This window comes from Streptomyces umbrinus (assembly GCF_030817415.1).
Classification (GTDB): domain Bacteria; phylum Actinomycetota; class Actinomycetes; order Streptomycetales; family Streptomycetaceae; genus Streptomyces; species Streptomyces umbrinus_A.
The window spans coordinates 1,815,021-1,841,096 of the sequence record NZ_JAUSZI010000002.1; the positions used below are offsets into that span (position 1 = coordinate 1,815,021).

Genomic DNA, 26,076 nt, shown 5'->3' on the forward strand with positions numbered 1-26,076 from the left:
GGCTCGTATCTGCTGCTGTGGCGGAACGCGAACTCCGAGGCGTGGCTGAACACTTGGTGGCAGTCGCGCGACACCGGCTACCACGACCATCAGGGGTCCTGCGTCGGCGTGCACGTGATCGAAGGCGCCGCCTGGCAGGAGGGACTGCCGGTGGGCGGCCCGCGTCGCACCCGCAGGTACGGGCCCGGCGAGTCGTTCTCGTTCCCGGGTTCGGGCGTCCATCGGATGGACCACGACGCCGGCGCGGTGACCATCCACGTCTACTCGCCGCCGATCGAGGCCATCGGGCACTACGAGATCGTCGACGGCGAACTCCATCGCACGGCCGGGCCGCCCGACAAGGGCTCCCCGGCGAGTCCCCGGCTGCTCGACGCCCTCAACTCGATCGGACGGTGAGCGGGTTCGGAGAGGGCCCGCTACTCCGGCGGCGTGGGTGTGTCGTGCGTGCGGTACATCGCCTGTACGTCCAGTTCGAGCTGGATCGTCGGGCCGACCACCGCGATACCGCGGGCCAGCATGTTCCGCCAGTTGAGGGTGTAGTCCTCGCGGTGCAGTTCGGCCTTGGCCAGGGCCGCACAGCGCAGTTCCTCGCCGTAACCGCCGTTCACCATACCGAGGTACGTCGTGTCCAGAGCCACCGAGCGGCTCACCCCGTGCATCGTCAGCGAGCCCTGCAGGATCCACTTGCTGCCGCCGCGGTAGGCGAACCGCGTGCTGTGGAAGTCGATGAAGGGGAACCGCTTGACGTCCAGGAAGTCCGCCGACCGGAGGTGGTTGTCGCGGGTCGTGTTGCCGGTCGTGATGCTCGACGCGTCGATCCGGACATGGACCCGGGACTCGGTCATGTCCTGGGCGATCTGGATGCCGCCGTCGAAACGCTCGAAGCGCCCGTGCACATGGGCCATCCCGACGTGCTTGGCGATGAAGCGGATCGCCGTGTGGGGCGGGTCGAAGAGCCAGGTGCCGGTCGGCGGCAGGTCGAGCTGACGGGCCGGTTCCAGGCGGGCGTACAGGGTGGGGAGGGTGACGCCGGCGACGATCTCGACGGTCTCGCGGACCGGGGAGAGCCCCTCGGCCATGACCATCATGCTGTAGCCGCCCGGCGGCAGCACGGCCATGAAGAAGCCGTACGGGTCGGTGGTGCCGCGGGCCGCGACGCGATGGGAGTCGAGCGCGGTGATCGTGACGTCGGCGCCGCCCATGGGCTGTCCCATGGGGTCCGCGACCTCGCAGCCGACCGCGCCCGCGCCGGGCGGCAAGGGCAGCGTGAGGCCCGAGGCGGCGGAGGCGTCCCTGGAACGCCGACGCCGAAGCAGTCCGAGGGCCATGATGTTCACCTGTCTTCTCAATTCCGTTGCGTGCCACGGCTCGACGCCCTCCCACGCACCCGGCAGGCCCGTGGGCCGCACGGACACGGGCACGGCGGACCGGGACGTGAGCCACTCATGATCGTGATCCAGCCATCCACGGCGTGGGTGTCTCAATACGAGACAGTGGCTCGCCGTACGAGAGGTGGCTCGACGGCACGACGTCCGGACTCCGCGAGCCCGCCCCGGACTCACCGCGAGGGCGCGGGTCCCGTGGAGTCGCGTACCACCAGCTCATGGCCGGTGGATTTGCGGCGGGGCCGGGAGGCGGGTGGTCTGAGGGCCATCGAGAGGGCCTGGCGGCCCATTTCGGCGAGGGGCAGCCGGACGGTGGTGAGGCCGGGGGCGAGGTCCGCCGCGAACGACACGTCGTCGAATCCGGCGACCGACATCCGGTGCGGGACCGGCACGCGGTGGGTACGGAGCGCGGAGAGGACACCGATGGCCATGGCGTCGTTGAGGGCGACGATCGCGGTGGTGTCCGGGTGGTCGCGCAGGATCCGCTCGGCCGCGTGGCGCCCGCCGTCGCGGGTGAACTCGGCCTGCGCCAACGGCAGTTCGTCCGAGGGCAGTCCGGCCCCCGCCAGCGCCGCCGCCACCCCCGCGAACCGGTCGGCGACCGTGGACAGCAGCATCTCCCCCGCCGCCACCGCGATCCGGCGGTGCCCGAGGGCCAGCAGATGCCCGGTAACGGTCTCGGCGCCCTCCTTGTTGTCGGGCCGTACCGCGTCCGCGTTGAGGAAGTGACGGCCGATCACCGTGAGCCGCCCGCCGGCGTCCTGGAAGGCGGACAGCTCTGCCCTGGACTCGGCCTCCATCCGGGGATCGACGTACCCGGAGCCCGCGATGATGATGACGCCGACGCGCTGGGCGATCAGATGGCGGATCTGGCGCAGTTCGTTCTGCGGATTGCGGCCGGAATGGCAGATCTGGACGATCAGATCCCGTTCGCCCGCCACCTGTACGACCCCGCCCGCGATCTCCGAGAAGTACGGGTCGTCGATCTGATGGACGATCAGCCCCACCGTCGACGCGGTACCGCCCGCCAGGGTGCGCGCATGGGGATTGGCGACATAGCCGAGCTCCCGCGAGATGCGGCGGACCCGCTCGGCCACCTCCTCGCGCACCCCGTCCCGTCCGGCGAGCGCCCGGGACGCCGTGGTCAGTGAAACGCCCGCGCGCTCGGCCACATCGGCGAGCCGCAGTCGTGAACGGGGCCTTGGCATTCGTCACCGCCTCCGAACAGGGCCTTGTCAATCGGTCCGTGCACGACGCTTGTCTCAACTCATGTGACGTGGCTTACATAGTACGCAAGCGCTCGCGAAAGCGCTTTCGAACGGCGAAGAGAGTGCCTGCGGACAGGGGAGTCCAGCGATGAGCACAACACAGCGCCTTTCATGGAGAGTTGCCGCCCTCGCGTCCGCCACGGCACTCACTGCCGCCGGTTGCGGCTCGGGCGGCGGCTCGGAGGATTCACCCGACGACCCCATCACCATCGGTGTCTCACTGCCGCTCACCGGGGACTTCTCGGAGCCCGGCAAGGGTGTGGAGCGCGGCTACAAGGCATGGGCGAAGATCGTCAACGACAAGGGCGGACTGCTCGGCCGCAAGGTCGAGTTGAAGATCCTCGACGACCAGTCGAACGCCGACAGGGTGGTCTCCGACTACGAGCAGCTGATCGGCAGGGACCAGGTCGACCTGGTCCTCGGCCCGTTCTCCACCCGGCTCGTGGTGCCGGCGGCCCGGGTGGCGGAGGAGTACGGTCTGCTCTTCGTCGAACCGGCCGGCGCGGCCCCGGAGGTCTTCGACCAGGGCTTCAAGAACCTCTTCTACGCGGCCCCGGCGGTCGCCAACGACCACTACAACCACCTCGCCGACTACATCCTGGCGCTGCCCGAGGCGGAGCGTCCCAAGTCCGTGGCGTACGCGGCGATGGACGACCCCTTCGCCCAGGGAACGGCGTACGGGCTGAAGGACAAGCTGGAGAAGGGCGGTATCAAGACCGTCGTCGACGAGGTCTACCCGCCCAACACCACCGACTTCGGCTCGATCGCCGCGCAGATCGCCTCCTCCAAAGCCGACATGGTGGTGGGCGGCTCGCAGTACCAGGACGGGGTGAACCTGATCGTCGCCCTCCAACAGCTGAACTACCAGCCGAAGATGGCCGCCTTCTCCACCGCCCCCACCGAACCGGAGTTCGCCAAGGCCATCGGCGACAAGACCGAGGGCATCCTCGCGCCGACCGGCTACACGCAGCACGCGGACTACCCGAGCAACAAGGAGTTCGTCGAGAAGTACACCGAGCAGTTCGGCAAGGCCCCGGAGGAGGACGAGGCCAACGCCTACACCACGGGACAGGTCGTCGCCGCGGCCGTCGAGGCCGCCAAGTGCGCCTCCCAGGACGAGGAATGCCAGCAGAAGCTCGTGAAGTGGCTGCGCGGCAACGAGGTGGAGACCGTCGTCGGGCCCCTCAAGTGGGACGACAAGGGGCGCCCGCAGAGCGCGCACATGATCCAGCAGTGGGTGGACGGCGAGATCCAGATCGTTCTGCCCGAGGAACAGAAGGAAGCCGACCTGGTCCATCCCAAGCCGAAGTGGTGAGCCTCTGTGCCCTCCGCGAGCCTCGTCTTCCAGAGCATCGTCCTCGGCGTGCTGCTGGGAGGGCTCTACGCCCTCCTGGCGGCCGGCCTGACCCTCTACTTCGGTGTCATGCGCGTCGTGATGATCGCCCACTCCGCGTTCCTGATCCTCGCCGCCTACCTCGCCTGGTACGCCCACCGGGAGACCGGTGTCGACCCGCTGCTCACCCTGCTCGTGACCGTGCCCCTGTTCTTCGTCGCGGGCGTGGCCATGCAACGGCTGCTCCTGACCCGGCTGCGCCCGGCGACCCTGACCATGATGTCGGTGCTGCTGACGTTCTCCGTCGCCCTCGTCATCGAGGGGCTCCTCGGGTACGCCTTCTCCGGCACCCAGCGCCGCATCCGGCTCGGCTACTCCTCCGCGAGCCTGGAGTTCTTCGGCGCGCGCGTCGCGGTGGTCAAGCTCATCGCGTTCGGCCTGGCGGCGGCCGCACTGCTCGGGCTGTATCTCCTGATGCGGCACAGCAGGTTCGGCCAGGCGCTGCGGGCGACGATCCAGCACCGGGAGGCCGCCGCGCTGGTCGGCATCGACACCGACCGGATCGCCGGGTACGGCTTCGGACTCGGTCTCGCCACGGCGGCGGTCGGCGGTACGGCGCTCTCGCTCGACACGACCATCTACCCGTCGCTGCACTGGCACTGGATCGGCCCGCTGATGGCGATCATCGTCGTCGGCGGCCTCGGCAGCGTGCCGGGCGCCGCGATCGCCGCCATGGCCCTCGGCATGACACAGAGCCTGTTGCAGCTGGAACTCAGCACGACCTGGGCGCAGACGGTGTTCTACGTCGCGCTCTTCGCCACGCTGGCCGTCCGGCCGCAGGGATTCTTCGGGGGTCGGCTTGCCCAGAGATTCTGAACGCCCGCGCCACACAGCCAGGTTGCTGCGGCTGGGAGCACTGCTCGCCGGGATCGCCGTCGCGCTGTCCTTCCCGTCCATGGCCCCGAGTCCGTACGAGCTGACGGTGGGCATCGCCATCCTCAACTTCGCGGTGCTCTCCACCTCCTGGAACTTCGTCGGCGGTTTCACCGGCTACATCTCCCTGGGACACGGCGCGTTCGCCGGGCTCGGCGCCTACGCGACCGGGCTGCTCGTCACCAAGGGCGAACTGCCGTCCTTCGTCGCGCTGTTCGTCGCGGCCGCCCTGGTCGCCGTGCTCGCGATACCCGTCGGCTACGCGGCACTGCGGGTCCGCGGCGCGTCCTTCGTCATCGTCTCGATCGCACTCGTGCTGATCATGCTGCTGGTCTTCCAGAGCTGGGCCTCCTTCACCGGAGGCTCGCGCGGTCTGGTGGTCCCGCGGCCGTTCCCGGGCAAGCTGCGCTCCGAGCACCACGAGATCTTCTACTTCCTGTTCCTCGGGCTGCTGGCACTGGCGCTGCTGGCCTGGTGGATCATCGACCGCTCGCGGTTCGGCATGGGCCTGAAGGCGATCCGCGAGGACGAGGACAAGGCCCAGTCGCTGGGCACCCCCACCTATACGTACAAGCTCGTCGTCTTCGTGGTCTCGGCGGCCTTCACCGCTCTGGCCGGAGGGCTCTACGGGCTGTGGTTCGGCGACCTCGACCCCGTCTTCCAGTTCTCGATCCTGAGCGGTGCCTACATGGTCCTGATGGCGCTCCTCGGGGGCGTACGCCATCTGTACGGGCCACTGCTCGGGGCGGTGGTCGTCGGGTACGGCCTCGAGTACTCCAAGCTCGAATACGGGGACACTCCGCTGCACCTGGTCTTCGCGGGCCTGCTGCTGGGGGTCGTCGTGATGTTCATGCCGGACGGTGTCATCCCGGCGGTGACCGGTCTGGTCGCCCGTGTCCTCGGGACCGGCGAGACGTCGATCCGCGAGGTCACCGCGGCCGAACTGCGCGACGAGCGCGACGAGCGCGAGGCGGACGTCCGGCCGGACCACCGGCCGGACGGGAAAAGACCGGACGGGAAGAGAGACGGGAAAAGAGAGGTGAGGCAGTGAGCGCGGACGAGGGTGAGCAGAGCCTGGCGACCGTCGGACTCACCAAGGCTTTCGGCGGGGTCGCCGCCCTGGACGGCGCCACCGTGTCCTTCCGGCACGGCAGGGTCAACGCCCTGATCGGGCCCAACGGCTCCGGCAAGACCACGTTCTTCAACTGCGTCACCGGCATGATCCGTCCCGACGCGGGCCGCACGACGTACCGGGGCCGGGACATCACCGCCAGGCCGCCGCACCGCATCGCCCGGGCCGGTATCGGCCGCTCCTTCCAGCTCTGCCGTGTCTTCCCCCGGATGACGGTCCTGGACAACCTGCTCGTCGCCGTACGCCCGCAGAACCTCCTGGCCCAACTCGCCGGTGCCCGCAAGCGGGAGGAGACGGAACGGGCCCGGTACTGGCTGACGCGCATGGGTATCGATCACCTGGAACGGGCGGAGGCACGAAATCTGTCCTGGGGGCAGCAGAAGCTGCTGGAACTCGCGGGCGTCCTGATGAGCGAGCCCGAGCTGATCCTGCTCGACGAACCGGCGGGCGGGGTCAACCCGGCGCTGATCGACCGCATCTGCGACCTGGTGCGCGAACTCAACGCCGAGGGACGGACGTTCCTGATCGTCGAGCACAACATGGACCTGGTCATGTCCCTCAGCGACCACATCGTCGTCTTCGACCGCGGGCGGCCGATCGCGGAAGGCCCGCCCTCGGCGATCCAGTCCGACGAACGAGTCCTGGAGGCCTACCTTGGCGTCTGACTCCGGCTCCTCCACCGTCTCCCCGTCCCCGTCCCCCTCCGACTCCGGTTTCCTTCTCGAACTCGACGACATCCGCGCCGGATACGGCCGCGCGGCCCTGGTGCTGCGCGGTCTGACGGTACGAGTGCCCGCCGGGGGCGTCGTGTGCCTGGTCGGTCCGAACGGCGCGGGCAAGTCCACCGTGCTGAAGGTGGCCAGCGGACTGCTCGCACCGCGCTCCGGCCGGGTCCTGGTCGACGGCGAGGACGTCACCGGCCGCGGACCGCAGCAACTGCTCGCCGCCGGGGTCGCCCACGTCCTCCAAGGGCACAGCGTCTTCCGGGAGATGACGGTCGCCGAGAACGTCCTCCTCGGCGGCTACACCATCAAGGACAAGGCGGTCGTCGCCGAGCGCGCCGACTTCGTACGCGACCTCTTCCCGCTCGTCGCCGAACGCTGGACGAGCCTGGCCGGACTGCTATCGGGCGGCCAGCAGAAGCAGGTGGAGTTCGCCCGCTCGCTGATGGTCAGGCCCCGGGTGGTGCTGCTCGACGAACCGTCCATGGGGCTCGACCCGAAGACGACGGGCGTGGTCTTCGAGCAGATCGTGCGGATGCGGGAGGCGGGCACGGCCGTACTGCTGGTCGAGCAGAACGCCCGCCGCGCGCTGGAGACCGCCGACATCGGCTGCGTACTCGACCTCGGACGGGTCCATATCTCGGGTCCGGCGAGGGAGTTGCTGGCCGATCCACAGCTGGGCGAGCTCTACCTCGGGGGCAGGCCGGCGCAGCCACCGGCCACACCCAAGAGGTAGCCCCGCAGGGATGACACACGGCAAGGACAGCTATGACGTGGCACGCCTCGCAAAGGAGCGAGCGACATGGTTGAGCACGGACGGAACGGACCTCATGGACCCCGTAGACCCTATGGACACAGGCCGCACAGAGCACACAGAGCACACAGACGGTACGAGGGAGCGGTTCTCGCCGTTCTCCTGACAGTCCTCACGGCACTGGCGGCAGCTCCGGCCGGGGCCCGCGGCGACGGACGGCCGGGACCCGCCGTGCACCCCGGACTCAGACCCCACCTCGCCGCCCACTACGACTTCGAGCATCCGGTGCGCGGCAATCCGGCCCGGGAACGCGACCGGGGCTTCTCCGGCACCGACATCGACCTCGTCGGCGGCGGCGCGCAGATGCGGGCGCGAGACGGCGCGCACCGCGGCAGCCGGACCTCGCTCCAGGTGCGGCAGGTCGATCCGGACTCGGCGGGCAACGACGACTGGAAGGCGGGCGTGTACTCCGCGTCCGGCGTGCCGACGCTGAACGCCTTCAACGCGGTGCGCGGGACCAGCGTCATGGGGTGGTTCAAGATGACCGGGCAGAACCCGAGCCCCAACACCAACACGGCCTCCCCCGACGACCTCTACGGCGCGATCGGTCTTGCCGGGGTGCTCTCCGGCGACTCCGACGGACATGGTGTGCGCGCCCTGCTGGAACTCATCAACGTGAACGGCGAACTCCGGCTGGTCGCCCTCGGCCGGCGGATCGACGGGGCCGCCTCCCAGACCTTCGCGGCCTCCCAGGACTGGCGGACCCTGCTGCCGCCCGGCAAGTGGGTGTTCCTCGCCGCGACCTTCGACTTCGACAGCGGTGAGATGGCGCTCTACCGCAACGGCAGGCCGCTGGACGGCTTCTACACCGTGCCCGGCGACCCCTGGGACCTCTCGGGCCCCGGCCCGCACCGCACCTCGGCCACCGACCCGCGAGGCATCAAGATCGGCGGCAGCTTCCCGCAGAACACCCGGGAGGGCAATCCCTGCAACTGCCGTATGGACAGCCTGATGTTCCTCGACCGCGCGGTGGACGCCGCGCTGGTGCGAGCGCAGTACCGACTGGTCACGCACAAGGCCGCAGAGGAGTGACAGCCATGACCGGATCCCCCGGCACCAGACCCAGACACGGGCCCAGCCACAGGCCCATCGTCCTTACACCGTTACTCGTTCTCGCCCTGCTGCTGTCCGTCCTCGTCGCCCTGCCCGGCGCCACGGCCCACGCGGCCGAACCGATCACCGACCCGATCCCCGAGCGGCCCACCACCTCCGGCATCGGGCTCACCGTCGAGGAGTTCGCGGCCTTCCCGAAGAGCGAGCCGCCGGACGGTCCCGTCACCGATCCACGGCTGAGGCGGCACGCCCGCATCAACTATCTGAGCGAACTGCCCGACGGCTCGGGCCGGATGGCCGTGCCGGACCTCAACGGCAAGCTGTATCTCGTCGAGAACGGCACCCCGCGCGTCTACCTCGACGTCGCCGGCACCTTCTCCCCCGCGTTCTTCGGCAGCCAGGGTCTCGGCATGGGCTTCGGGTTCGTCACCTTCGACCCGCGCTTCAAGAAGAACGGCCGTTTCTACACCGTCCACACCGAACTGGCCTCCGCCACCACCGCCGTGCCCGACATGCGGCAGGCGTCGAACACGGTGTACCACGGCGTCGTCACCGAGTGGACGGCCGACGCCCCCTCGGCCGACACCTTCGAGGGCACGCGTCGCGAGGTGCTCCGGATCGGCTTCACGGGCCGCGTCCACGGCATCCAGCAGATCGACTTCAACCCCACCGCCCGGCCCCACGACAAGGACTACGGGCTGCTCTACCTCGCCGTCGGCGACGGCGGCCAGGGCGCCAGGAACAGCGAGCCGCAGAGCCTGACCGTGCCGCACGGCAAGATCCTGCGCATCGACCCGCGGGGCACCGACAGCGCCAACGGCAAGTACGGCATCCCGTCCCGCAACCCCTTCGTCGACACCCCCGGCGCCCTCGGCGAGATCTACGCGTACGGCATGCGCGACCCGCACCGCTTCAGCTGGGACTCCGGCGGCCGCAACCGTATGTACCTCGGCCACATCGGTGAGCACGCCATAGAGGCCGTCTACGAGGTGAGGGCCGGCGACAACCTCGGCTGGAGCGAACGCGAGGGCGCCTTCGTCTTCGACAAGGCAGCCACCGATCCCTGCGCCAAGATCCAGCCGCTGCCCGCCGACGACGAGAAGTACGGCTACACGTATCCCGTCGCCGCCTACGACCACGACCCGCCCGCCGACTGGAACTGCACCTCCGACGTCGGACGGGCCGTCGTCGGCGGCTTCGTCCTGCGCGACCGCGACCTGCCCGAGCTGTACGGCAAGTACGTCTTCGGCGACCTCGTCGACGGCCGGCTCCTCTACGCCGACACCAAGGACATGCGCCGGGGCGGCACGGAACTGGCCGAGCTGTACGACCTGATGCTGTACGACGAGAGCGGCGCCCGGGTGACGCTGCAGGACCTGGCCGGGGACGACCGGGTCGACCTGCGCTTCGGGCAGGACGCCGACGGCGGGCTCTATCTGCTCTCCAAGGCCAACGGCAGGATCTGGAAGGTGACCGGCACCCGGAAGTTCGCCTCCTGCGACACCGACGGCACGAAGGTCACCAACGTCATGGCCGGACGGAACTGGGCGCCGGTCACCCCGTCCAAGTGGCGGTTCCCGGGCCGTGAGGCGATCCTCGCCGAGGCGGGAGTGGCCCGCCCCGGCCCGCGCCGACCCTTCGAGTACGCCGTGCTCACCGCGGGTCCCCCGGCCTTCGGCTCTGTACGGATCGACGCGCAGGTCCGCCTCGACACGCCCGTCGAGGTCACCAACCGGGACGTGATCGTCGTGTTCGGCCACCAGTCCGACACGAAGTTCTATTACGCGCACCTGTCGACCGACAACACCATCTATCCGCACAACGGGATCTTCGTCGTGAACGACGCCGACCGGCTGCGCCTGGAGGACCAGTGGAACGGCACCACCGGTGCGCCACCGGCCGTCACCGACTCGGCCTGGCACAAGGTGCGGGTGGTGCACTGCCCCGGCACCGGTGAGATCGCGGTCTATCTCGACGGTTCGAAACAGCCCCTGATGACGGCCGTCGACACCACGCTCTCCTCCGGCCGGGTGGGCTTCGGCTCGTTCGACAACATCGGACGGATGCGCGACCTGAAGGTCACCGGCGCGGGCGGGGCCGCCCTCACACGGTGACACCGTCGATCTCGAAGGTCTGCACCGAGGCGGCGGCGAACGGCACGCTCAGGCTCTTGCCGTTGAGGTAGGTGTCCGAGCGTGCCGTGTAGAGGTCGCCGCTGCCCGAGGTGAGCGTGTTCCAGCGCCGTACGAGCCCGCCGCTGCCGCCCGTGACCGTGGTGAAGCGGGACAGGTCGAAGGTGAGCGTCTGCGCGGCACCGGAGTTGACGGCCACGATGACGAGGCGCTTCTGCGTCGCGTCATGGGCGGCGACCGCGTAGCCGACACCGGTGTCGAGGATGGTCATCCCCGGCCGGATGTGACGGCTGAACTGGGCCATCACGTAGTACTTGGTCTGGACGGTGGTGGGCTGCAGGGTGCTCGCGTCGTACGCGATCATCGCCCAGCCGGTGGAGGGGTCCATCACCTGCCAGTAGACCCAGGCGGTCGGGTGCAGCCAGCGGAAGTCCAGGCACAGGTTGCTCGCCAGGGTGAGGCCGGAGCCGTCGCTGTCACCGGTCTCGGAGTTCCAGAGCTTCTTGCCGGCGGTCGTCACGACATCCGTGTGGAGGAGGTCGCGGCGGCCGCCCGAACCCTGGTAGCCGTGCACGTTGACCTGGCTGACCAGGGCCTTCGTCGACGCCCCGAAGGAGTTCCAGGTCGTACGGGCCAGGTCGTAGCTGGTCTCGTCGGACGCCGAGATCCTGATGCCGGACAGGCCCCGCGTGTCGAGTTCGCTGCGCATGTACGGGAGGACGGCGGCCTGGACGGCGGCGTCCATGTGGCAGCCCTCCTGGGTGCCGGTGGCGGTCCACCAGGAGGACGAGGGTTCGTTGAAGGGGTCGACGGTCGCGAAGTTCACGCCCCAGTTGTTCTTGGCGCGCAGGGCGACGGCCGCCAGGTGGGAGGCATGCTGGCGGTAGTTCCAGGACTGGAGGTTGTTGCCGCCCCCCGACGCGCCCGACGGGTTGTGGTTGAGGCACATCCACCACATGGGCGAGTTGGCGAACAGCTCGGTGACCGCGCCGCGTTGGACGGCCTTCACCAGGGCGGCGCGCTGGTTGGCGTCCGCCGTCCAGTCCCAGGCCGAGGAGGTGGGGTCCTCGTTGTTCCAGTCCTGCCAGTAGCCCTCGATCTGCTTGAAGGCCGGGATGTTGGGCGAGGCGACCATGGACTGGCCGCCCACGCTGTTCGGGCTGCACGCGCCCAGGTTGTAGCGGGCGATGTTCATGCCGAGGCCCGGCAGCGTCCTGCCGCCGTACGCCACGGACTTGGTGGTGAAGAAGATGTCGGCGAAGTCGTCCCGCGCGCCGAACACGTTCGCCCACCACGCGAGCGAGGTACCCCAGCCCTCCCAACGCCCGTAGCTTGTACCGGGGTTGACGCCGATGGTCGCGTCGGCGCGGGCGGTGCCCGTCGCCAGCGCACTGCCCAGCAGCGTGCCGCCCGCCGCCGCCAGCAGCGATCTGCGCTTCATCATGGAGGTCTCCTGTCGCGCTCATGCCACAACCTGGTTGAAGAATGGGGCGGGGGCAAACGGTTGTCGAGACGCGTGACAGCGCTTTCTGTTTCGATAGTTTTACGGACGCCCGTGTCACGGCAGTGGCCTACGGGCACCCGTGTCCCACGGCCTCATGGGCGCGCCGGCGTCACCACCGAGGGAGCTTGAGCTCGTACTCCGGGTGGACGCGCCGCATGTAACCGGTGTCGTCGCGGCCCTTCATCCCCGAGTCGAGATAGACCCGGTGGAGCCGTTCCAGCGCGTCATGGTCGAGTTCGACGCCGAGACCGGGACCCGTGGGGACCTTGACCGCGCCGCCCCGCAGTTCCAGGGCACCGGGGACGACGACGTCGTCCGCGAAGTTCCACGGGTAGTGGGTGTCGCAGGAGGTGTCGAGGTTCGGGATCGCGGCGGCCACATGGGTCATGGCGGCGAGGCTGATGCCGAGGTGCGAGTTGGAGTGCATGGACAGGCCGATCCCGAACGCCTCGCAGACGGCGGCGAGTTCACGGGTGCGGCGGAGTCCGCCCCAGTAGTGGTGGTCGGTGAGGAGGACCTGGATGGCGTCCTGTTCCACGGCCGGCTTCAGGTGCTCCCAGGCGACCACGCACATGTTGGTGGCCAGCGGCATGGGCGAGGTCTTCGCGACTCCCGCCATGCCGGGAATCGTGGGGGTGGGGTCCTCCAGGTACTCCAGGCAGCCGTCCAGCTCCCGCGCCACGTACTGCGAAGTCTCCACCGTCCAGGCCGTGTTGGGGTCGAGCCGCAACGGCTGTCCCGGGAAGGCCTCGGCGAGCGCCTTCATCGCGGCGATCTCCTCGTCGGGCGGGAAGACACCGCCCTTGAGCTTGAACGAGCCGAATCCGTACCGCTGTTGCATCAGCCGGGCCTGCTCGACGATGCCCGCCGGGTCGAGAGCCTCGCCCCACTCGTCGCCGACGGCCGGGTTGCCGTCGAGCGCCGGGTGTTCGGCCCACTTGTAGAAGAGGTACGCGGCGAAGGGCACGGCGTCGCGGACCGCGCCGCCCAGCAGGTCGCTGACCGAGCGCCCGAGGAGCTTGCCCTGGGCGTCCAGACAGGCGACCTCCACGGCGGAGGTGGTCCAGCCGCGCTCGTGGGAACTGGGCACGGTGGGCAGCAGGACGGTGTCGATCGCGGCGGCGACGGCGGTCGTGTCGAAGACGTCCATACCGACGACCACCTGCGCCGCGGCCGCCAGCCGTTCGATACGGATGTCACCGCCGGTCGACTCGCCGAGGCCCACCGTGCCGTCCTCCAGGACGAGTTGGAGGATCAGCCGCAGGGCGAGGGGCTCGTGCACACCGCTGGAGTTGAGGAGCGGCGGGTCACGGAAGGCGATCGGCGTGACGATCAGTTCACGGATCCGACTGTCGGGGGTGGTCATGCGCGGACTGCCTCCAGGCCGTGGTCGATGAGCTTCACACACGCTCCATTCACGTCCATGAACCTGCTTCATGAATCTAGATGGCGCGCAGCCAGCTAAGAATCGTTTCAGGTGTATGTCAAGACATGGAGACCTAGACGCGAGGGGTGTCCCCCGCGAACGCCGCCCTCAGCACGGCGAGCGCACCCTCGTGCGTGACCTCGCGCGGATTGGCGTACGCCTGGCCCGCGACCTGCTCGGCCGCGACCGCCAAGTCGGCCTCGGCGAGACCCAGTTGAGCGAGGGACCGAGGTGCGCCGAGCTTTCCGGACAGGGTCCACAGAGCGAGCGGGGCGTTGTCGGTGTCCAGGGCGCGATCGAGGGCCCCGATCGCCTCGGGAGCGGCGGGCGCGTTGTAGGCGAGGGCGTACGGGAGGACGACCGTGTGCGTCTCGGCGTGCGGCAGGCCGAACGTGCCGCCCAGCACATGACAGAGCTTGTGATGCAGACCCATGGTGGTCGCGCCCAGGCAGGAACCGCACAGCCAGGCCCCGTAGAGGGCACGCCCGCGGGCCTCCAGGGACGAAGGCTCCGCAGCGATCTCCGGAAGCGCCGCGGTCATCGCCCGTACGCCCTCCTCGGCCATCAGGGAGACGAGGGGCGAGGTGTCGGGGGCGTACAGCGCCTCGACCGCGTGTGCGACGGCATTGACTCCGCTCGTGACGGAGAGGGGCACGGGCATGGAGAGGGTGAGCTCGGGGTCGTACACCACGCTGCGCGGGAGGACCGACGGGTCGCGCCCCGTGCGCTTCGCGCCGTGCTCGGTGAGGCCCCACACGGGGGTCATCTCGGAACCGGAGTACGTGGAGGGCACGGCGATCAGGGGCAGTCCCGTGCGCAGCGCGATCGCCTTGCCCAGGCCGATCGACGAACCGCCGCCCACGGCGACGCAGCCGTCGGCGCCGGCCTCGCGAGCCACCTCGACGGCCCGGTCGGCGACCTCCACCGGGACGTGCATCCGGGCTTCGGTGTGCAGTCCCGCGCACAGCTCGCCCAGCGAGTCGGCGACCGCCCGCGCGGTGTCCGAGCCACGCGCGCCGGACACCAGCAACACCCGCCGCAGACCGAGCCGTCGGACCTCCTCCGCCGTCGCGCTCACCGAGGCGCCGGGCCGGAAGACGACCCGCATGGGCTGGGCCTCGTACGAGAAGTTCACGCTTTCGCCCCAGGAGTCAGTACGAGATCGAACTGCGCGTGCCGGAAGGGGTTCGGGATGCCGAACTCCCGCGCCAGGGAGGGGTCGTCGGTCGTCGCGAAGTCCTCGACCAGACTGCTCTTCACCGCGAAGACCGCGTCCGAGTCGAGGTAGTCGCTGCCCGCCACGAAGATGTGCGTCGTGACGGGGGCGTGGCCCTCGGCGGTGGCGATGAAGTGGATGTGGGCGGGGCGGTAGGGGTGCCGGCCGGTGGCGCGGAGCAGGTCGCCGACCGGTCCGTCGGTGGGGATGGGGTACGGGCTCGGTACGCAGGTGCGGAACCAGAAGCGGCCCGCCGCGTCCGCCGTGAACAGACCGCGTCCGTTGCCCGGCGGCTGGAGGTCCGGCTGCTGCACGTCGTAGAAGCCGTCGGCGTCGGCCTGCCAGACGTCGAGGACCGCGCCGGGCAGCGGGGTGCCGTCCTGGGAGAGCACCCGGCCGCTGACGACACACGGTTCGCCGCTGCCCACCAGGTCGATGTCGGCCCCGAGTTCACGGACCGGGGACTCGGTCATGTGGAAGGGACCGAGGACGGTCGACTCGGTGGCGCCGGGGCCGCGGTCGGCGTTCAGGGTCTCCACCAGCATCGACAGTCCGAGCACGTCCGACAGGAGGATGAACTCCTGCCGGGTGTCGGTGCACGTCTGCCCGGTCGCCGTCAGAAACCCGATCGCCCGCTCCCACTCCTCCTGGGTGAGCCGCGTCTCCCGCGCGAAGTCGTGAAGGTGCCGGATCAGACCGGTGAGCAACTCCCGCAACCGCGGATCGGTACCCGCACCAAGACTCCCGACGGCCTCCTCGGTGACCGCGGTCCCGCCGGCATCGATGGTCATGACGACTCCTGATTCACCGTGTCCCGCTTCCCGACGATCACTGTCCCGTACAGCCTGCCTCGCGTTGTGAACGACGCAAGCCCTTCGCCCTTCAGGGGCGCGGGGAACTGCGCGACCAGCCACGTACGACCCGCACAAGCACGACGGCCCACACAACCCCGACGCCCAACGGCACAACCAGCAGAGCTACCCGTGACCGAGGATCCGCCGCACCGCATCCCCCAGCAACGCCTCCGCGTCGCCGACAGCCGTCCCGTACCGAAACGCCACATACCCGTCGGGCCGCACAAGCAGCACACCCGAGTCGGAGACATCACTCAGCCGCGCCCAGTCACCGTACGGATCCTCGTACTGCTGCCCGGGCCCGACGACGGCGGTGGCGATGTCGAGGCCGACGGCCTCGGCGGCCCGCACCCAGCAGTCCCCACCGATACCGGTGAACAGGGTGAAGCGCCCCTGCCCGGCCGCGTCGAGCGTGGACAGGGTCCGGTCCCCGGCCGTGATCCACGCATGGGGCAGCTTGGCACCGGGCCGCGAGGACGGCTGGTGGTACAGCTCGGGGTCCCGCTCGAACCCGGGATCCTCCGTACCGTCGGGGACAACCGCGTCCGACACGTACCGCTGATTGAGATCGACGCCGTGCGCGTTGAACTCGTACACCTTGAAGGCGATCGCCTCGCGGAGCCTGGCGCGCTGCTTCTCGGCGGCCTCGGTGGCGTCCTTGCGGGCGGCGATGTTGGCCCACAGCTGCTCGGGGCTCTGCGGCGAGAGGCCGTCGAGCGCCTCGAAGATCGGCGCGGTCTCGCCGATGGACTTGTTGGCGCGGGTGACGATCTGCCTGCCGACCGGGGCGCGCTCGGCGGTGTACGTGTCGAGGAGCTTCGGCGAGGCCGTGCCGTCGAGGACGAGCCTGAGCTTCCACGCCAGGTTGTACGCGTCCTGGACGGAGGTGTTGGAGCCGAGGCCGTTGGACGGTGGATGGCGGTGCGTGGCGTCGCCCGCGCAGAAGACGCGGCCGTTCGAGTACGTCTCGGCGTACATCTCGTTGACCGTCCACGCCGAGGAGGACTTGATGGTCACGGGGATCTCGTCGTCACCGACGAGTCTGCGGACGATGGACTCCGCGTACTCGGTGGTGAGGTCGGGGGCGCCCGCGGTCACGTCGTAGCCCCAGACGATCATCCACTCGTTCCAGGGGCGGACGTTGCGGACGAGGCCGGCGCCGATGCCGCCGACGGTCGCGCCCGGGGCGAGCACCCAGTAGAGCGTGGACGGCCGGTGCGCGGTGTACTTGCTCAGGTCCGCGTCGAAGACGATGTTGATGCTGCCGGCCACGCCCATCTGGCCGCCCATCGGCAGACCCGCGTCCTCGGCGACCTTGGAGCGGCCCCCGTCGGCGCCGATCAGGTACTTGGCGCGGATGGTGTACTCGTCGCCGCGCAGCCGGTCCTCGACGGTGACCGTGACTCCGTCGGCGTCCTGGACGAACGACTTGTAGACCGTGCTGAAGCGGAGGTGGGTGCCCCGGGCGACGGCGGCGTCGACGAGCACCGGTTCCATGAGGTGCTGCGGCATGTCGCACATACGGGTGGGGCTGGCGAGGTCGTGCGCGGCCTGTACGAGGGGGTCGTTGCCCCAGGAGCGGACGCGGCCGAGTTCCTCGCCGGCCAGGCTGGTGCAGAAGGTGGTGTTGCCCATCAGGTGCTGGGGCGTGGCCTGCGCGACGACGTCCTGCTCGACGCCGAGGTCGCGCAGGACCTCCATCGTGCGCTGGTTGGTGATGTGGGCCCGGGGTGTGTCGGCGAGGCTCGCGTAGCGGGTGACCACGATGTTGGGCACACCGTAGGTGCTGAGGGCCAGGGCGGCCGAGGCGCCCGCGGGGCCGCTGCCCACGATGAGTACGTCGGTCTCGACTACGGGCTCGACGGTGTGCACGGGCACGCTCCAGAGGATGAGAACAGCACCAACCATTCATGATCATGGTCCGGGGCGCGGGAGCGCGGGTGTCTCATTACGAGACACCGGTGCGGGTTTGCGCGGCACCGGTGCGGGCGCGGAACACCGACCGGTGCGGGCGCGGAACACAACGAGTGCGCCCCTTTGTTACCTGTTCAACCATGCCCGGTACGGTGGGAGGCGCCGTGACGACCACCGAAGAGTCCCCCGCCCGTCCCGCTCTCACGCCGCTGCGCCAGGCGCGAGAGCGGTTCCTGACGGGACGCCCGCTGCCCGACGGAGTACCGGACGAGATCGTCGCCGCCTGGCGGCGTGCCCGGTTCTTCGGCGTACGCCACGACCTGACGGAACCCTCCGAGACCCTGCCTCCCGTGCAGTCGGCCCTGCTGACCGCCGCGCGCCCCGTGCTCGAACGGCTCGCCCCCGCCCTCGCCTCGGGGCAGTCGTCCCTCGTCCTCACCGACGAGCGGCTGCGCGTGCTCTGGTCGGCCGGGAGCGGGCCCGGCGACGAGAAGTGCCACGACCTGTCCGAGCAGGAGGTCGGGCACAACAGCGCGGCCCTCGCCCTGCGCACCCGGCGTCGCGCCGAGGTGCACGGCCCCGAGCACTTCCTCGACCTGTGGCAGGACGTGTCCGCCGTCAGCGTGCCGGTGCTGGCCCCGGAGAACGGCCAGGTCCTGGGCACGGTGACCGTCGCGTCCGGCCTGTGCACCGGGTGCACGCCGCACCCGGGCGCCGCCCTCGCCGAGGCCACGGCGACGGCCGTCGAGGCGGAGCTGGTGGCGCGGTCCCGCACGACGGAACGAGCGCTGCTCGACGCCTTCCAGCGGGCCGCCGCCCGGCCGGGGGCGGCGGTCGTGGCGCTCGACGGCAGGAACCGGCTGCTGAGCGACGCGGCAGCGGGAATGCTGTCGCCGGGCGCGGTGGCGGTCCTGGAGCGGACCGCGGCGGCGAACGGCTCGGGACACCTCGAACTCCCCGACGGCACGGGCACGGCGCATGTCACTCCCGTACGCCACGAGGGCGCGGTCATCGGTGTGGTCGCCGTGGTCGAGCCGCCCGCCGACGAAGCCGTGCGACAGCACACGCGGCAGCCCCGCGTCGCGCTCGCCGGGCGCTCGGTGCCGTGGCGTCACGCGACGGCGATGGCCGCGGAACTGGCCCGTTCCCGGGAGCCCCTGCTCCTGACCGGGGAGCGCGGCACCGGAAAGACCGCCCTGGCAAGGGAGTTGCTGAGGGCGCGCGGGGATCTGGATCCGCTGGTCGTGGACGCGGCGGAGGGCCCGGTCGATGAACCCGGCATCTGGGCAACGGCACTGGCGAGCAGCCGCGCGCTTCTCCTCCGCCACGCCGAGCGCCTCGCCCAGGCCGACGTCGCCGCTCTCAACTCCCTGCTCGACGAACGCCCGGACGCGCCCCTGCTCCTCACGTTCACACCCGGCACTCCCCCGGGCCCCTGTCTCCAGCGGCTGCTCGACACCCTGGCCGTCCGCTCGGTGACTCTCCCGGCGCTGCGCGAACGCCCGGACGACATAAGGGAGTTGCTCCCCGAACTGGCACCGAAGCCGGTACCGGGACGGCCGCCTCTCACCTGGACTCTGGACGCGCTGCGGGCCCTGGAACACCATCCGTGGCCCGGGAACATCACGGAACTCGCCCATCTCGTCAGGGCGTTGGCCGAGCACCGACAGGTGGCGGGGCCGGTGCGTCGCACCGAACTCCCGGACCCCGTCCGGGAGGGCCCCGCGACACGGCAGCTGAGTCCGATGGAACTCGCCGAGCGCACGGCCATCCTGGAGTCGCTGCGCCGTCACGGCGGCAACAAGGCACGGGCCGCGGCGGCGCTGGGCATCGCCCGCGCGACCCTGTACCGAAAGCTGCGGGGCTACTCCCTGTGACAGGGGAATTCCGCCCCCTCCCCGTCCGCCGCTCCCCCTGCTAGCCTCCGGCCCGGGAACCGGTTGCCACGAGCGTTGCCGCACTTCCCAGGGGTGGGGCGCACCCGGACGGCGGACGAGTCGCTTCCGGGGCGGAGCAGAGGGGCGGGTCATGACCAGGAAGACCACCAGCGACGTCGCGGGCCGACGCACCATCCGGGACGTGGCCGCACGGGCCGGCGTTTCCGCGTCCACGGTGTCGCGCGTCCTCGGCGGCGACTACCCGGTCAGCACCTCGACCCGTACCCGCGTGATGCGTGCGGTCCGCGACCTCGACTACGTGGCGGACGCCCGCGCCAAGGCCATCGCGGGGGCGGGCACTCCCACGCTCGCGTTCGTCCTGGACGACATCACGGGCCCGTCCTTCGCACACATGGCACACGGCGTGGAACGCGAGGCGACCCGCCTCGGCCATCTGTCCCTCGTGTGCAGCACGGACGGCGACGCCGAACGCCAGCTGGAGTTCATCGAGATGATGCGCGCCCAGCGCGCCGCTGCGGTGATCCTCGTCGGCGGAACCGCGGACACCGCCGAGTACCGCGAACGCATGGCCCGTATCGCGGACTCACTTGCCTCCGCGGGCTCCCGCCTGGTCCTCTGCGGCCGCCCGCCCCTGGACCCGGGCACGCCGGTGACCGTCATCGAATACGACAACGAGAGCGGGGCGTACGCACTCTGCGCCCATCTCCTCGCCCAGGGCCACCGCCGCGTCCTCTTCCTGGGCGGCAAACCGTCCAACACCACGGCCCAGGGCCGCGAGCAGGGCTACCTCGCGGCCCACCGGGCCCGCGGCGTCACCGCGGACCCGGCCCTCCGCCTCTTCGGCGACTTCACCCGCGACTCGGGCCACCGCCTCGTCCGCCAGGCCCTCGCCCAGGGCCTCGACTTCACCGCGGTCATGGCGTCCACCGACATGGTCGCCTCGGGAGCCCTGACCGCGCTCCACGAGGCGGGGCTCTCCGTCCCGGAGGACGTGTCGCTGGTCGGCTACGACGACATCCCCTTCGCCCGGGACCTCAATCCGCCGCTGACCACCGTCCATGTCCCCTACGAGGACCTGGGCCGGCTCGCGGTCCGCACAGCCCTGACCCGCACCCCGGACGCCCCCGACGAACACCTCCTCCTGGGCACGCACGTGGTCGTACGGGCCTCGGTGGCGCCCCCGCCCAACACTCGGCGGTGACCGGCGGCGCCTACTTGGCGTACATCAGCGTCCCGAAACCGAGCTGGTCGAAGCCTCCGCTGGCGGCACCGTAGTCACCTCCGCCGCCCTCGGGCCGCACGCTCTCGGCCATGGCGGTGATGTACGGGACGGACAGCCCGCGCCGGCGGGCGTAGTGGTAGTGGAGGATGTCCCACACCGGCCTGATCTGCCCCCGGCTGTTGGCGGAGATCACGGTGTGCGCCTGCTGGGCGCAGTTCTGACCCGAACCCCACGTGTACCTCGTGAAGGGCACGTCCTGTCCGAGGTTGTACTTGGCGACGTACTGGGCGGCCTTCATGAACCGGTTGTCGCCGTAGCCGTACAGGTCCTCGCCCTGCGACCAGGCCATCTCGCAGAACGCGCCCATCTGGCCCATGCCCATCATGGTGTGGCCCTGGTCCCGCCCGCTCTCCTGCCACTGGGCGAGCCCTTCCGAGTCGTACACGAACGGGACGGCGTGGTTGATGGAGCCGTTGCCCGCGCCGTTCTTGAAGTAGTTCACGGCCTCGTCGTACTTGGCGGCGTCGTCGCAGAGGATGCCGATCGCCAGGATCGAGTTCATGGTGCACAGATCCCAGTTGGCCCAGTAGTTGGTGATGCAGGCGTCGTTGTGACTGTTCAGGAACTGGTTGTTGAGGGGGTAGAAGACGTTGAGCATCATCGTCTTGAACCGGTCGAGGTCGAATCCGCTGTAGCCGCGCATGAGTTCGGCGGCGTTCGCGAACTGGTAGCCGTAGATCCCGGCGGCCAGGAAGCGGTCGGCGTTGCCGGTGACCGTGGTGAGCGTGGCCGACCAGGCGTTGAGGATGTCGCGGGCCTTGTCGCCGTGGGCCGTGGTACCGGCGATCTTCCAGCGCAGGGCGTTCTGGTAGGCGGCGTGGATGTCGTTGTACAGGAGGCTGTAGTTCTCGCCGGTGCCACCGCGGATGATCGTGGCCTGCGGACGCGCTGTCCAGGTGCCGGCGGAGTGGGAGTTGGCGGTCAGCCGGTTCCAGCCGGACAGCCACGGCTCGTTCCCCGCGGCGACCCGTACCTTGGCCCGGTTGAGTTCGCCGTACGCGTGCAGCATGCCCGGGTGGGTGAAGGTCGCCGGGGCCGCCGCCGCGGTACTGCCGGTGAGGGCCGTGGCGGAGGCGCCGACCGCGAGGGCGGCCGTGAGGCCACCGGCGGTCCTCAGCAGACCGCGTCGGCTCAACTCCGTGCTGGGGAGGTGCTGGTGGGGGGATGTGCGGCTCATTCTGTGCATCTCCAATCCTGGGAAGGATCAGCGGCCCGGAGGCACACGGGAACGCACCCGCGCTGCCGGGGACCGCTCAGGTGGGGGGCGTCGCAGGGGTCGGGGATCTCTCCTTCGGCGAGGGGGCCGGGCGACGCCGTCATCAGAGGAAAGGGCCGCGCCGGAAGCAGTCCCGGTGCTCGTCGGTCGCGGCACAGCGGGGAGGCCGACGGTCACCGCCACCCACCCCGAGCTGCTGCCGCTTGCCTCCTGCGGGTTGGTGGCGGAGACCGAGCAGTAGTACGTACGGCCCGCCCGTACTGCTCGGTTCGGACGGAAAGCGTTCTCGCGCCCTGTGCTGCCGGGCAATGTCCGTCGGCTCGGGAGAAGCACGGTGACTCCCCTCACACGTTCCGGACGGTGAGCTTGAGCGGCTTGGTCGCCGTGCCCGCCGCGTTCGTGGCCGAGACGGTGACCGTGCTGGTGCCGGGCGCCTCCGGGGTCCCTGAGATCAGTCCCGTGCCCTTGTCGATGGCCAGGCCCTTCGGCAGCCCCTCGGCGTCGAACGACGTCGGCAGAGCGGTCGCGGTGACGAGGTGGTTGAAGGCGCGGTTGTTCGTGGCCGTCGCCTCGTCCGCGCTGGTGATCTCCGGGGCCGCCGTGGAGGCGGCCGTCTCCTCGTCGAGGAAGCGGAGGTTCCGCACGTGCTCGTTGGCGAACATCGGCACCATGTCGGTGGTCAGGAACCAGCCCGGCTTCTCCATCCTGTCGTGGACGACCGTGCCGTTGACCGTCAGGTTCTGGAAGGTGACGTTCCTGACGGACCGGTCGGCGTCGTAGCCTGCCAGGATCGCCGTGTCCGCGTGGGTGCCGTCGTACGTCAGGTTCCGCACGTACACGTCCTCGATGCCCCGGCCGGGCGAGGCGTTGTACCGGTTGGCCATCACCCGCAGGTTGACCAGCTGGCCACAGGTGAAGTCCTCGACCCGGACGTCCTGGACACGGACGTTCCGGAGGAGGTTGGAGTCACCGGGATTGAGGGCGAGGCAGCCCTGGTAGAGCACCTGCGGCTCGCGGTGCTGGAGGACGTCGATGTTGCTCAGGACGACGTTCTCGATGACCTCGGGCTGCTCCGGGTTGCCGTGCGTGCCGATGTTCACCGGGTGCGCGACATCGGCCCACAGGGTGGAGTCGCGGACGGTGATGTTGCGGCAGTCGCCGTAGTAGTCCCAGCGGTGGGCGTAGACGGCGACACAGTCGTCGCTGTTGCGCATGAAGACGCCTTCGATCAGGACGTCCTCACTGCTGAACACGTCGATCCCGTCGCCCCACTGCCCGCAGCTGTACGAGTGCAGGTTGCGGACGGTGACCTGCTGGGACTGGCCGATGGCGCAGGAGTATCCGGTCCTCGGGTCGAGGACGAGGATGCCGTCGATCTCGATGTTCCTGGAGAACGCCACCGTGGTGCCGCCGTCCGCGTCGTACAGGATGCCCCGGCCGATCAGCCGGGCGTTCTCCACGTCGGTGAAGTCGACCCGTGCCTTGAGCACCGCGCCGCCGGCCAGGTAGACCGTCTTCCCGCTGGGCACCCGCAGCACGTCGTCCGGGACGGTGTGGATACCGGGGCCGAAGTAGAGGACGTCCGGGTCGTCGGCATCGGGGCGCCGCTGCTCGATCGGGTTGGCGTGCAGGTGGAGGTTGTCGTAGCGGTCGCCGTCGATCTCGACGGAGAGGTTGCGCGGCTCGGTGAGGCCGAAGCGGACGGTGTCGCCACTCACCTCGTGCTCGACCGCGTACGACAAGGGGCGGATTCGTACGGAGCCGATGGCGCCCTTGGCGGAGGTGACCTCGACCTCGACCGTGCCGGTGAAGTCCAGGTTGGCGACCGAGGAGTTCCTGACGATGCCCGCGCCGGTCGTCTCGTCGACGGTCCTCGTCCTGGCACGCAGAACGGGCACCGTCCGCCACCCGCCGCCGGGTGTGCGGGCCTTGACGGAGAAGCTGGTGTTGAGCGGCAGCCCGGTCGGTACGGGATGCACCACCAGCCGATCGGCGGCCTCCGGTCCGTCCTCGGCTCCGTCCTCCGCTCCGGTGGTGCCGACCGCCGAGCGGGTGAGGAAGGGACCTCGGCCGAGGGGAGCGACGGCGGGTGAGCGCATCAACTGGTCATCTCCTGCTTCGGGTTGTGTGCGGCGGCACGTTCGACAACCGGTTTCTATAGGTGGGTGCGCAGAGCTTCTTCCTCTCCGGAAACCGCGTCAAGGGTCTGCGCCGACTTTCGAAAAGAACCGGTGCCCAGGAGGCCCCGAAGCAGAGGTCCGGGGCATGCCGAACGTCGGTGTCGGTGAGGTGATGACACGCGGTCCGACCGTCGGGGCAGCCGCGCAACCGGTTGTTCGGAGAGGGGTCGCCGGACCCCTACTGCCTGCCGTCGAGCTCCCGCATCTCGAACCAGTCGAAGTCCGCCGGGGTGCGGGTCCCGCCCAGGTCCTGCGCGCAGATGCCGACGAAGGCGCCGGTGAACCGCAGTCGGTCCCCGTAGTCGTCGGAGAGCTTGCTCGCGTCCAGGACGGGGCCGACGGCATGCCAGTCCGTGCCGTCGGGCGACGCGGAGAAGCGGAGTTCCGAGCCGTCGAAGCGGGCCCGCAGATGGACCAACGGCCAGTCGTCCGTGGCGAGTTCGCCGGCGGGGAGCTCTCCGTACGCGCCGTCGTCGGTGAGGACCACGCCCAGGACGCGGCCCCGGCCCTCGACATGGGTGAGGCGGAGATAGAAGTGCGTCGACGTGTCGTACCAGCAGATGAGGCCCGCGAGTTGGCTGAAGTGCGCGGGGCGGAAGTCGACGACCGTCGTCACCTCGCAGCGCACCGAGGTGAGCCGCCGCGCGACCAGGCTCTGGTCGAACCGCGAGTGCGGGCTCTGCCTGCCGCGCAGCCGCAGATGTCCGGGACGCTCGCGCAGAGTCAGCCAGTCGGGGGTGGCGGGGACGCGGAGTGTGCTCCAACTCCCGCCCAGGGAGGGCGAGTCGAAGTCGTCCCGGGCGATGGGAGGGCCGACCGGGCCCGACTCGACCCCCGTGGGCGCCGGGACCTCCAGACTCGGCCGCCGCCCTCCGTCCGCCAGCCGCAGCCAGCCGTCGTCCGTCCAGGTAACGCGTTGCAGACAGGTCTCCCGGCCGAGGACGCAGCGCGGTCCGTCCGGCGTCCGTACGGGTCTGGAGGCCAGGTGTGCGAGGTACCACTCCCCCTCCGGCGTCTCGACCAGCTCGCCGTGACCGGCCTTCTGCAACGGCCAGTCCGGGGCGTCGCGGGTCGTCAACAGCGAGCCGTCCGGGTCGAGTTCGTACGGTCCGGTCAGTTCGCGCGAGCGGGCCATCAGGATGCCGTGGTTCCAGCCGGTGCCGCCCTCGGCGAGCATCAGGTAGTACCAGCCGTCGCGCCGGTAGACGTTGGGCCCCTCGATCAGTTCCTCATGGGTGAGGATCGTGCGCGGCTGTCCGATCAGGGCACGCTTGTCGGCGTCGTACTCCTGAAGCACGATCCCGGCGAAGGACGGGCGGCCGTCGCGCGGGTCCCACTGGATGTTGAGCAGCCAGCTGCGGCCGTCCTCGTCGTGGAAGAACGACGGGTCGAAGCCGGAGGAGTTGAGGAACACCGGCTCGGACCACGGGCCGTCGATCGACGGGGCCGTGATCAGGTAGTTGTCGACGTCCTTGAACGGATGCCCGATCGTCCGCACGATGCTGTGGACGAGCCAGAACCGCCCCTCGTGGTGCGAGAGCGAGGGCGCCCACACACCCGCCGAGTCGGCGACTCCACGGAGGTCGAGCAGATCGGGCCGGTCCAGGATGTGGCCGGCCTGCTCCCAGTGGACGAGATCCGTCGAGCGGTGCACGGGTACGCCCGGGAACCATTCGAAGGTGGAGGTGGCGAGGAAGTACTCCGCGCCGACGCGCAGGATGCTCGGATCCGGGTGGAATCCGGGCAGCACGGGGTTGCTGATGTGGCCCACGGTCATGCAGGTCCCTTCACACGGAGTCCGCCACGCCTCGCTG

Annotated in this window: 20 protein-coding genes; 10 read left to right on the forward strand and 10 right to left on the reverse strand. The window is 70.1% G+C overall.

Translation table 11 applies throughout. The features are described from left to right. Positions 1-15 precede the first annotated feature (15 nt). Positions 16-396, forward strand: coding sequence for a hypothetical protein (locus tag QF035_RS08795; protein WP_307530984.1), 381 nt, complete (start codon positions 16-18; stop codon positions 394-396). A 20-nt stretch (positions 397-416) separates the two neighbouring features. On the opposite strand, the gene QF035_RS08800 is transcribed toward QF035_RS08795, so the two are convergent. Together QF035_RS08800 and QF035_RS08805 are read right to left on the reverse strand one after the other, a co-directional pair. Then, the gene (locus QF035_RS08800) at positions 417-1,328 is read right to left on the reverse strand and encodes a YceI family protein (protein WP_307519424.1); all 912 of its coding nucleotides are present in this window, start codon (positions 1,326-1,328) and stop codon (positions 417-419) included. Between the two features lie 230 nt (positions 1,329-1,558). Then, positions 1,559-2,593 (reverse strand): LacI family DNA-binding transcriptional regulator, encoded by a 1,035-nt coding sequence (locus QF035_RS08805; protein WP_307519425.1) that lies wholly within the window; start codon positions 2,591-2,593, stop codon positions 1,559-1,561. 148 nt (positions 2,594-2,741) lie between these two features. Here QF035_RS08805 and QF035_RS08810 point away from each other — a divergent pair, with 148 nt between their 5' ends. The 7 genes from QF035_RS08810 (at position 2,742) to QF035_RS08840 (ending at position 10,754) form a co-directional block, all read left to right on the forward strand. After that, positions 2,742-3,968: an amino acid ABC transporter substrate-binding protein gene (locus QF035_RS08810; RefSeq protein ID WP_307519426.1), complete on the forward strand. Its 1,227-nt coding sequence runs from the start codon at positions 2,742-2,744 to the stop codon at positions 3,966-3,968. A gap of 6 nt (positions 3,969-3,974) precedes the next feature. After that, positions 3,975-4,862, forward strand: a complete 888-nt coding sequence (locus tag QF035_RS08815) for a branched-chain amino acid ABC transporter permease (protein ID WP_307519427.1) — start codon at positions 3,975-3,977, stop codon at positions 4,860-4,862. A 22-nt stretch (positions 4,863-4,884) separates the two neighbouring features. Beyond that, positions 4,885-5,970 carry a branched-chain amino acid ABC transporter permease gene (locus tag QF035_RS08820; RefSeq protein WP_307519428.1) on the forward strand — a complete coding sequence of 362 codons (1,086 nt, stop codon included), beginning with the start codon at positions 4,885-4,887 and terminating at the stop codon, positions 5,968-5,970. After that, positions 5,967-6,716 carry an ABC transporter ATP-binding protein gene (locus tag QF035_RS08825; protein WP_307519429.1) on the forward strand — a complete coding sequence of 250 codons (750 nt, stop codon included), beginning with the start codon at positions 5,967-5,969 and terminating at the stop codon, positions 6,714-6,716. The genes QF035_RS08820 and QF035_RS08825 overlap by 4 nt, the downstream gene beginning before the upstream one ends. Then, positions 6,706-7,509, forward strand: coding sequence for an ABC transporter ATP-binding protein (locus tag QF035_RS08830; protein ID WP_307519430.1), 804 nt, complete (start codon positions 6,706-6,708; stop codon positions 7,507-7,509). Before QF035_RS08825 ends, QF035_RS08830 begins: the two co-directional genes overlap by 11 nt. A gap of 249 nt (positions 7,510-7,758) precedes the next feature. After that, a complete protein-coding gene (locus tag QF035_RS08835) occupies positions 7,759-8,619 on the forward strand; it encodes a LamG-like jellyroll fold domain-containing protein (protein WP_307519432.1) in 861 nt (286 codons plus the stop codon). A 5-nt stretch (positions 8,620-8,624) separates the two neighbouring features. Further along, a complete protein-coding gene (locus QF035_RS08840) occupies positions 8,625-10,754 on the forward strand; it encodes a PQQ-dependent sugar dehydrogenase (protein WP_307519433.1) in 2,130 nt (709 codons plus the stop codon). On the opposite strand, the gene QF035_RS08845 is transcribed toward QF035_RS08840, so the two are convergent. The 5 genes from QF035_RS08845 to QF035_RS08865 all read right to left on the reverse strand — a co-directional run bounded on the left by QF035_RS08845 (position 10,744) and on the right by QF035_RS08865 (position 17,644). Then, positions 10,744-12,216, reverse strand: a complete 1,473-nt coding sequence (locus tag QF035_RS08845) for a glycoside hydrolase (protein WP_307519435.1) — start codon at positions 12,214-12,216, stop codon at positions 10,744-10,746. The two genes, QF035_RS08840 and QF035_RS08845, sit on opposite strands and share 11 nt — an antisense overlap. Before the next feature lie 169 nt (positions 12,217-12,385). Beyond that, positions 12,386-13,642: a glucarate dehydratase family protein gene (locus QF035_RS08850; RefSeq protein ID WP_307519436.1), complete on the reverse strand. Its 1,257-nt coding sequence runs from the start codon at positions 13,640-13,642 to the stop codon at positions 12,386-12,388. 133 nt (positions 13,643-13,775) lie between these two features. Further along, a complete protein-coding gene (locus QF035_RS08855; RefSeq protein WP_307530986.1) occupies positions 13,776-14,810 on the reverse strand; it encodes a maleylacetate reductase in 1,035 nt (344 codons plus the stop codon). Positions 14,811-14,833: 23 nt separating this feature from the next. Continuing rightward, positions 14,834-15,709, reverse strand: coding sequence for an intradiol ring-cleavage dioxygenase (locus tag QF035_RS08860; RefSeq protein WP_307519437.1), 876 nt, complete (start codon positions 15,707-15,709; stop codon positions 14,834-14,836). A gap of 186 nt (positions 15,710-15,895) precedes the next feature. After that, a complete protein-coding gene (locus QF035_RS08865; RefSeq protein WP_444968447.1) occupies positions 15,896-17,644 on the reverse strand; it encodes an FAD-dependent oxidoreductase in 1,749 nt (582 codons plus the stop codon). Between the two features lie 206 nt (positions 17,645-17,850). Here QF035_RS08865 and QF035_RS08870 point away from each other — a divergent pair, with 206 nt between their 5' ends. After that, complete coding sequence (locus QF035_RS08870) at positions 17,851-19,563, forward strand: helix-turn-helix domain-containing protein (RefSeq protein ID WP_373466619.1); 1,713 nt, start codon at positions 17,851-17,853, stop codon at positions 19,561-19,563. Between the two features lie 151 nt (positions 19,564-19,714). Continuing rightward, a complete protein-coding gene (locus QF035_RS08875) occupies positions 19,715-20,785 on the forward strand; it encodes a LacI family DNA-binding transcriptional regulator (RefSeq protein ID WP_307519441.1) in 1,071 nt (356 codons plus the stop codon). A gap of 10 nt (positions 20,786-20,795) precedes the next feature. Here QF035_RS08875 and QF035_RS08880 read toward each other — a convergent pair whose 3' ends face one another. The 3 genes from QF035_RS08880 to QF035_RS08890 form a co-directional block, all read right to left on the reverse strand. Continuing rightward, entirely contained in the window at positions 20,796-22,043 is a 1,248-nt protein-coding gene (locus QF035_RS08880) for an alginate lyase family protein (protein WP_307519443.1), read from the reverse strand. Positions 22,044-22,426: 383 nt separating this feature from the next. Beyond that, a complete protein-coding gene (locus tag QF035_RS08885) occupies positions 22,427-24,181 on the reverse strand; it encodes an Ig domain-containing protein (protein WP_307519445.1) in 1,755 nt (584 codons plus the stop codon). 259 nt (positions 24,182-24,440) lie between these two features. Further along, positions 24,441-26,039 (reverse strand): glycoside hydrolase family 43 protein, encoded by a 1,599-nt coding sequence (locus QF035_RS08890; RefSeq protein ID WP_307519446.1) that lies wholly within the window; start codon positions 26,037-26,039, stop codon positions 24,441-24,443. Positions 26,040-26,076 lie beyond the last annotated feature (37 nt).

Bases quoted from the DNA above. Each gene is read 5' to 3' on its own strand.
- QF035_RS08810 (WP_307519426.1), top strand. From the start codon at position 2,742: ATGAGCACAACACAGCGCCTTTCATGGAGAGTTGCCGCCCTCGCGTCC.
- QF035_RS08845 (WP_307519435.1), bottom strand. From the start codon at position 12,216: ATGATGAAGCGCAGATCGCTGCTGGCGGCGGCGGGCGGCACGCTGCTG.
- QF035_RS08850 (WP_307519436.1), bottom strand. From the start codon at position 13,642: ATGACCACCCCCGACAGTCGGATCCGTGAACTGATCGTCACGCCGATC.
- QF035_RS08805 (WP_307519425.1), bottom strand. From the start codon at position 2,593: ATGCCAAGGCCCCGTTCACGACTGCGGCTCGCCGATGTGGCCGAGCGC.
- QF035_RS08800 (WP_307519424.1), bottom strand. From the start codon at position 1,328: ATGGCCCTCGGACTGCTTCGGCGTCGGCGTTCCAGGGACGCCTCCGCC.
- QF035_RS08875 (WP_307519441.1), top strand. From the start codon at position 19,715: ATGACCAGGAAGACCACCAGCGACGTCGCGGGCCGACGCACCATCCGG.
- QF035_RS08840 (WP_307519433.1), top strand. From the start codon at position 8,625: ATGACCGGATCCCCCGGCACCAGACCCAGACACGGGCCCAGCCACAGG.
- QF035_RS08880 (WP_307519443.1), bottom strand. From the start codon at position 22,043: ATGAGCCGCACATCCCCCCACCAGCACCTCCCCAGCACGGAGTTGAGC.
- QF035_RS08885 (WP_307519445.1), bottom strand. From the start codon at position 24,181: ATGCGCTCACCCGCCGTCGCTCCCCTCGGCCGAGGTCCCTTCCTCACC.
- QF035_RS08860 (WP_307519437.1), bottom strand. From the start codon at position 15,709: ATGACCATCGATGCCGGCGGGACCGCGGTCACCGAGGAGGCCGTCGGG.
- QF035_RS08890 (WP_307519446.1), bottom strand. From the start codon at position 26,039: ATGACCGTGGGCCACATCAGCAACCCCGTGCTGCCCGGATTCCACCCG.
- QF035_RS08855 (WP_307530986.1), bottom strand. From the start codon at position 14,810: ATGCGGGTCGTCTTCCGGCCCGGCGCCTCGGTGAGCGCGACGGCGGAG.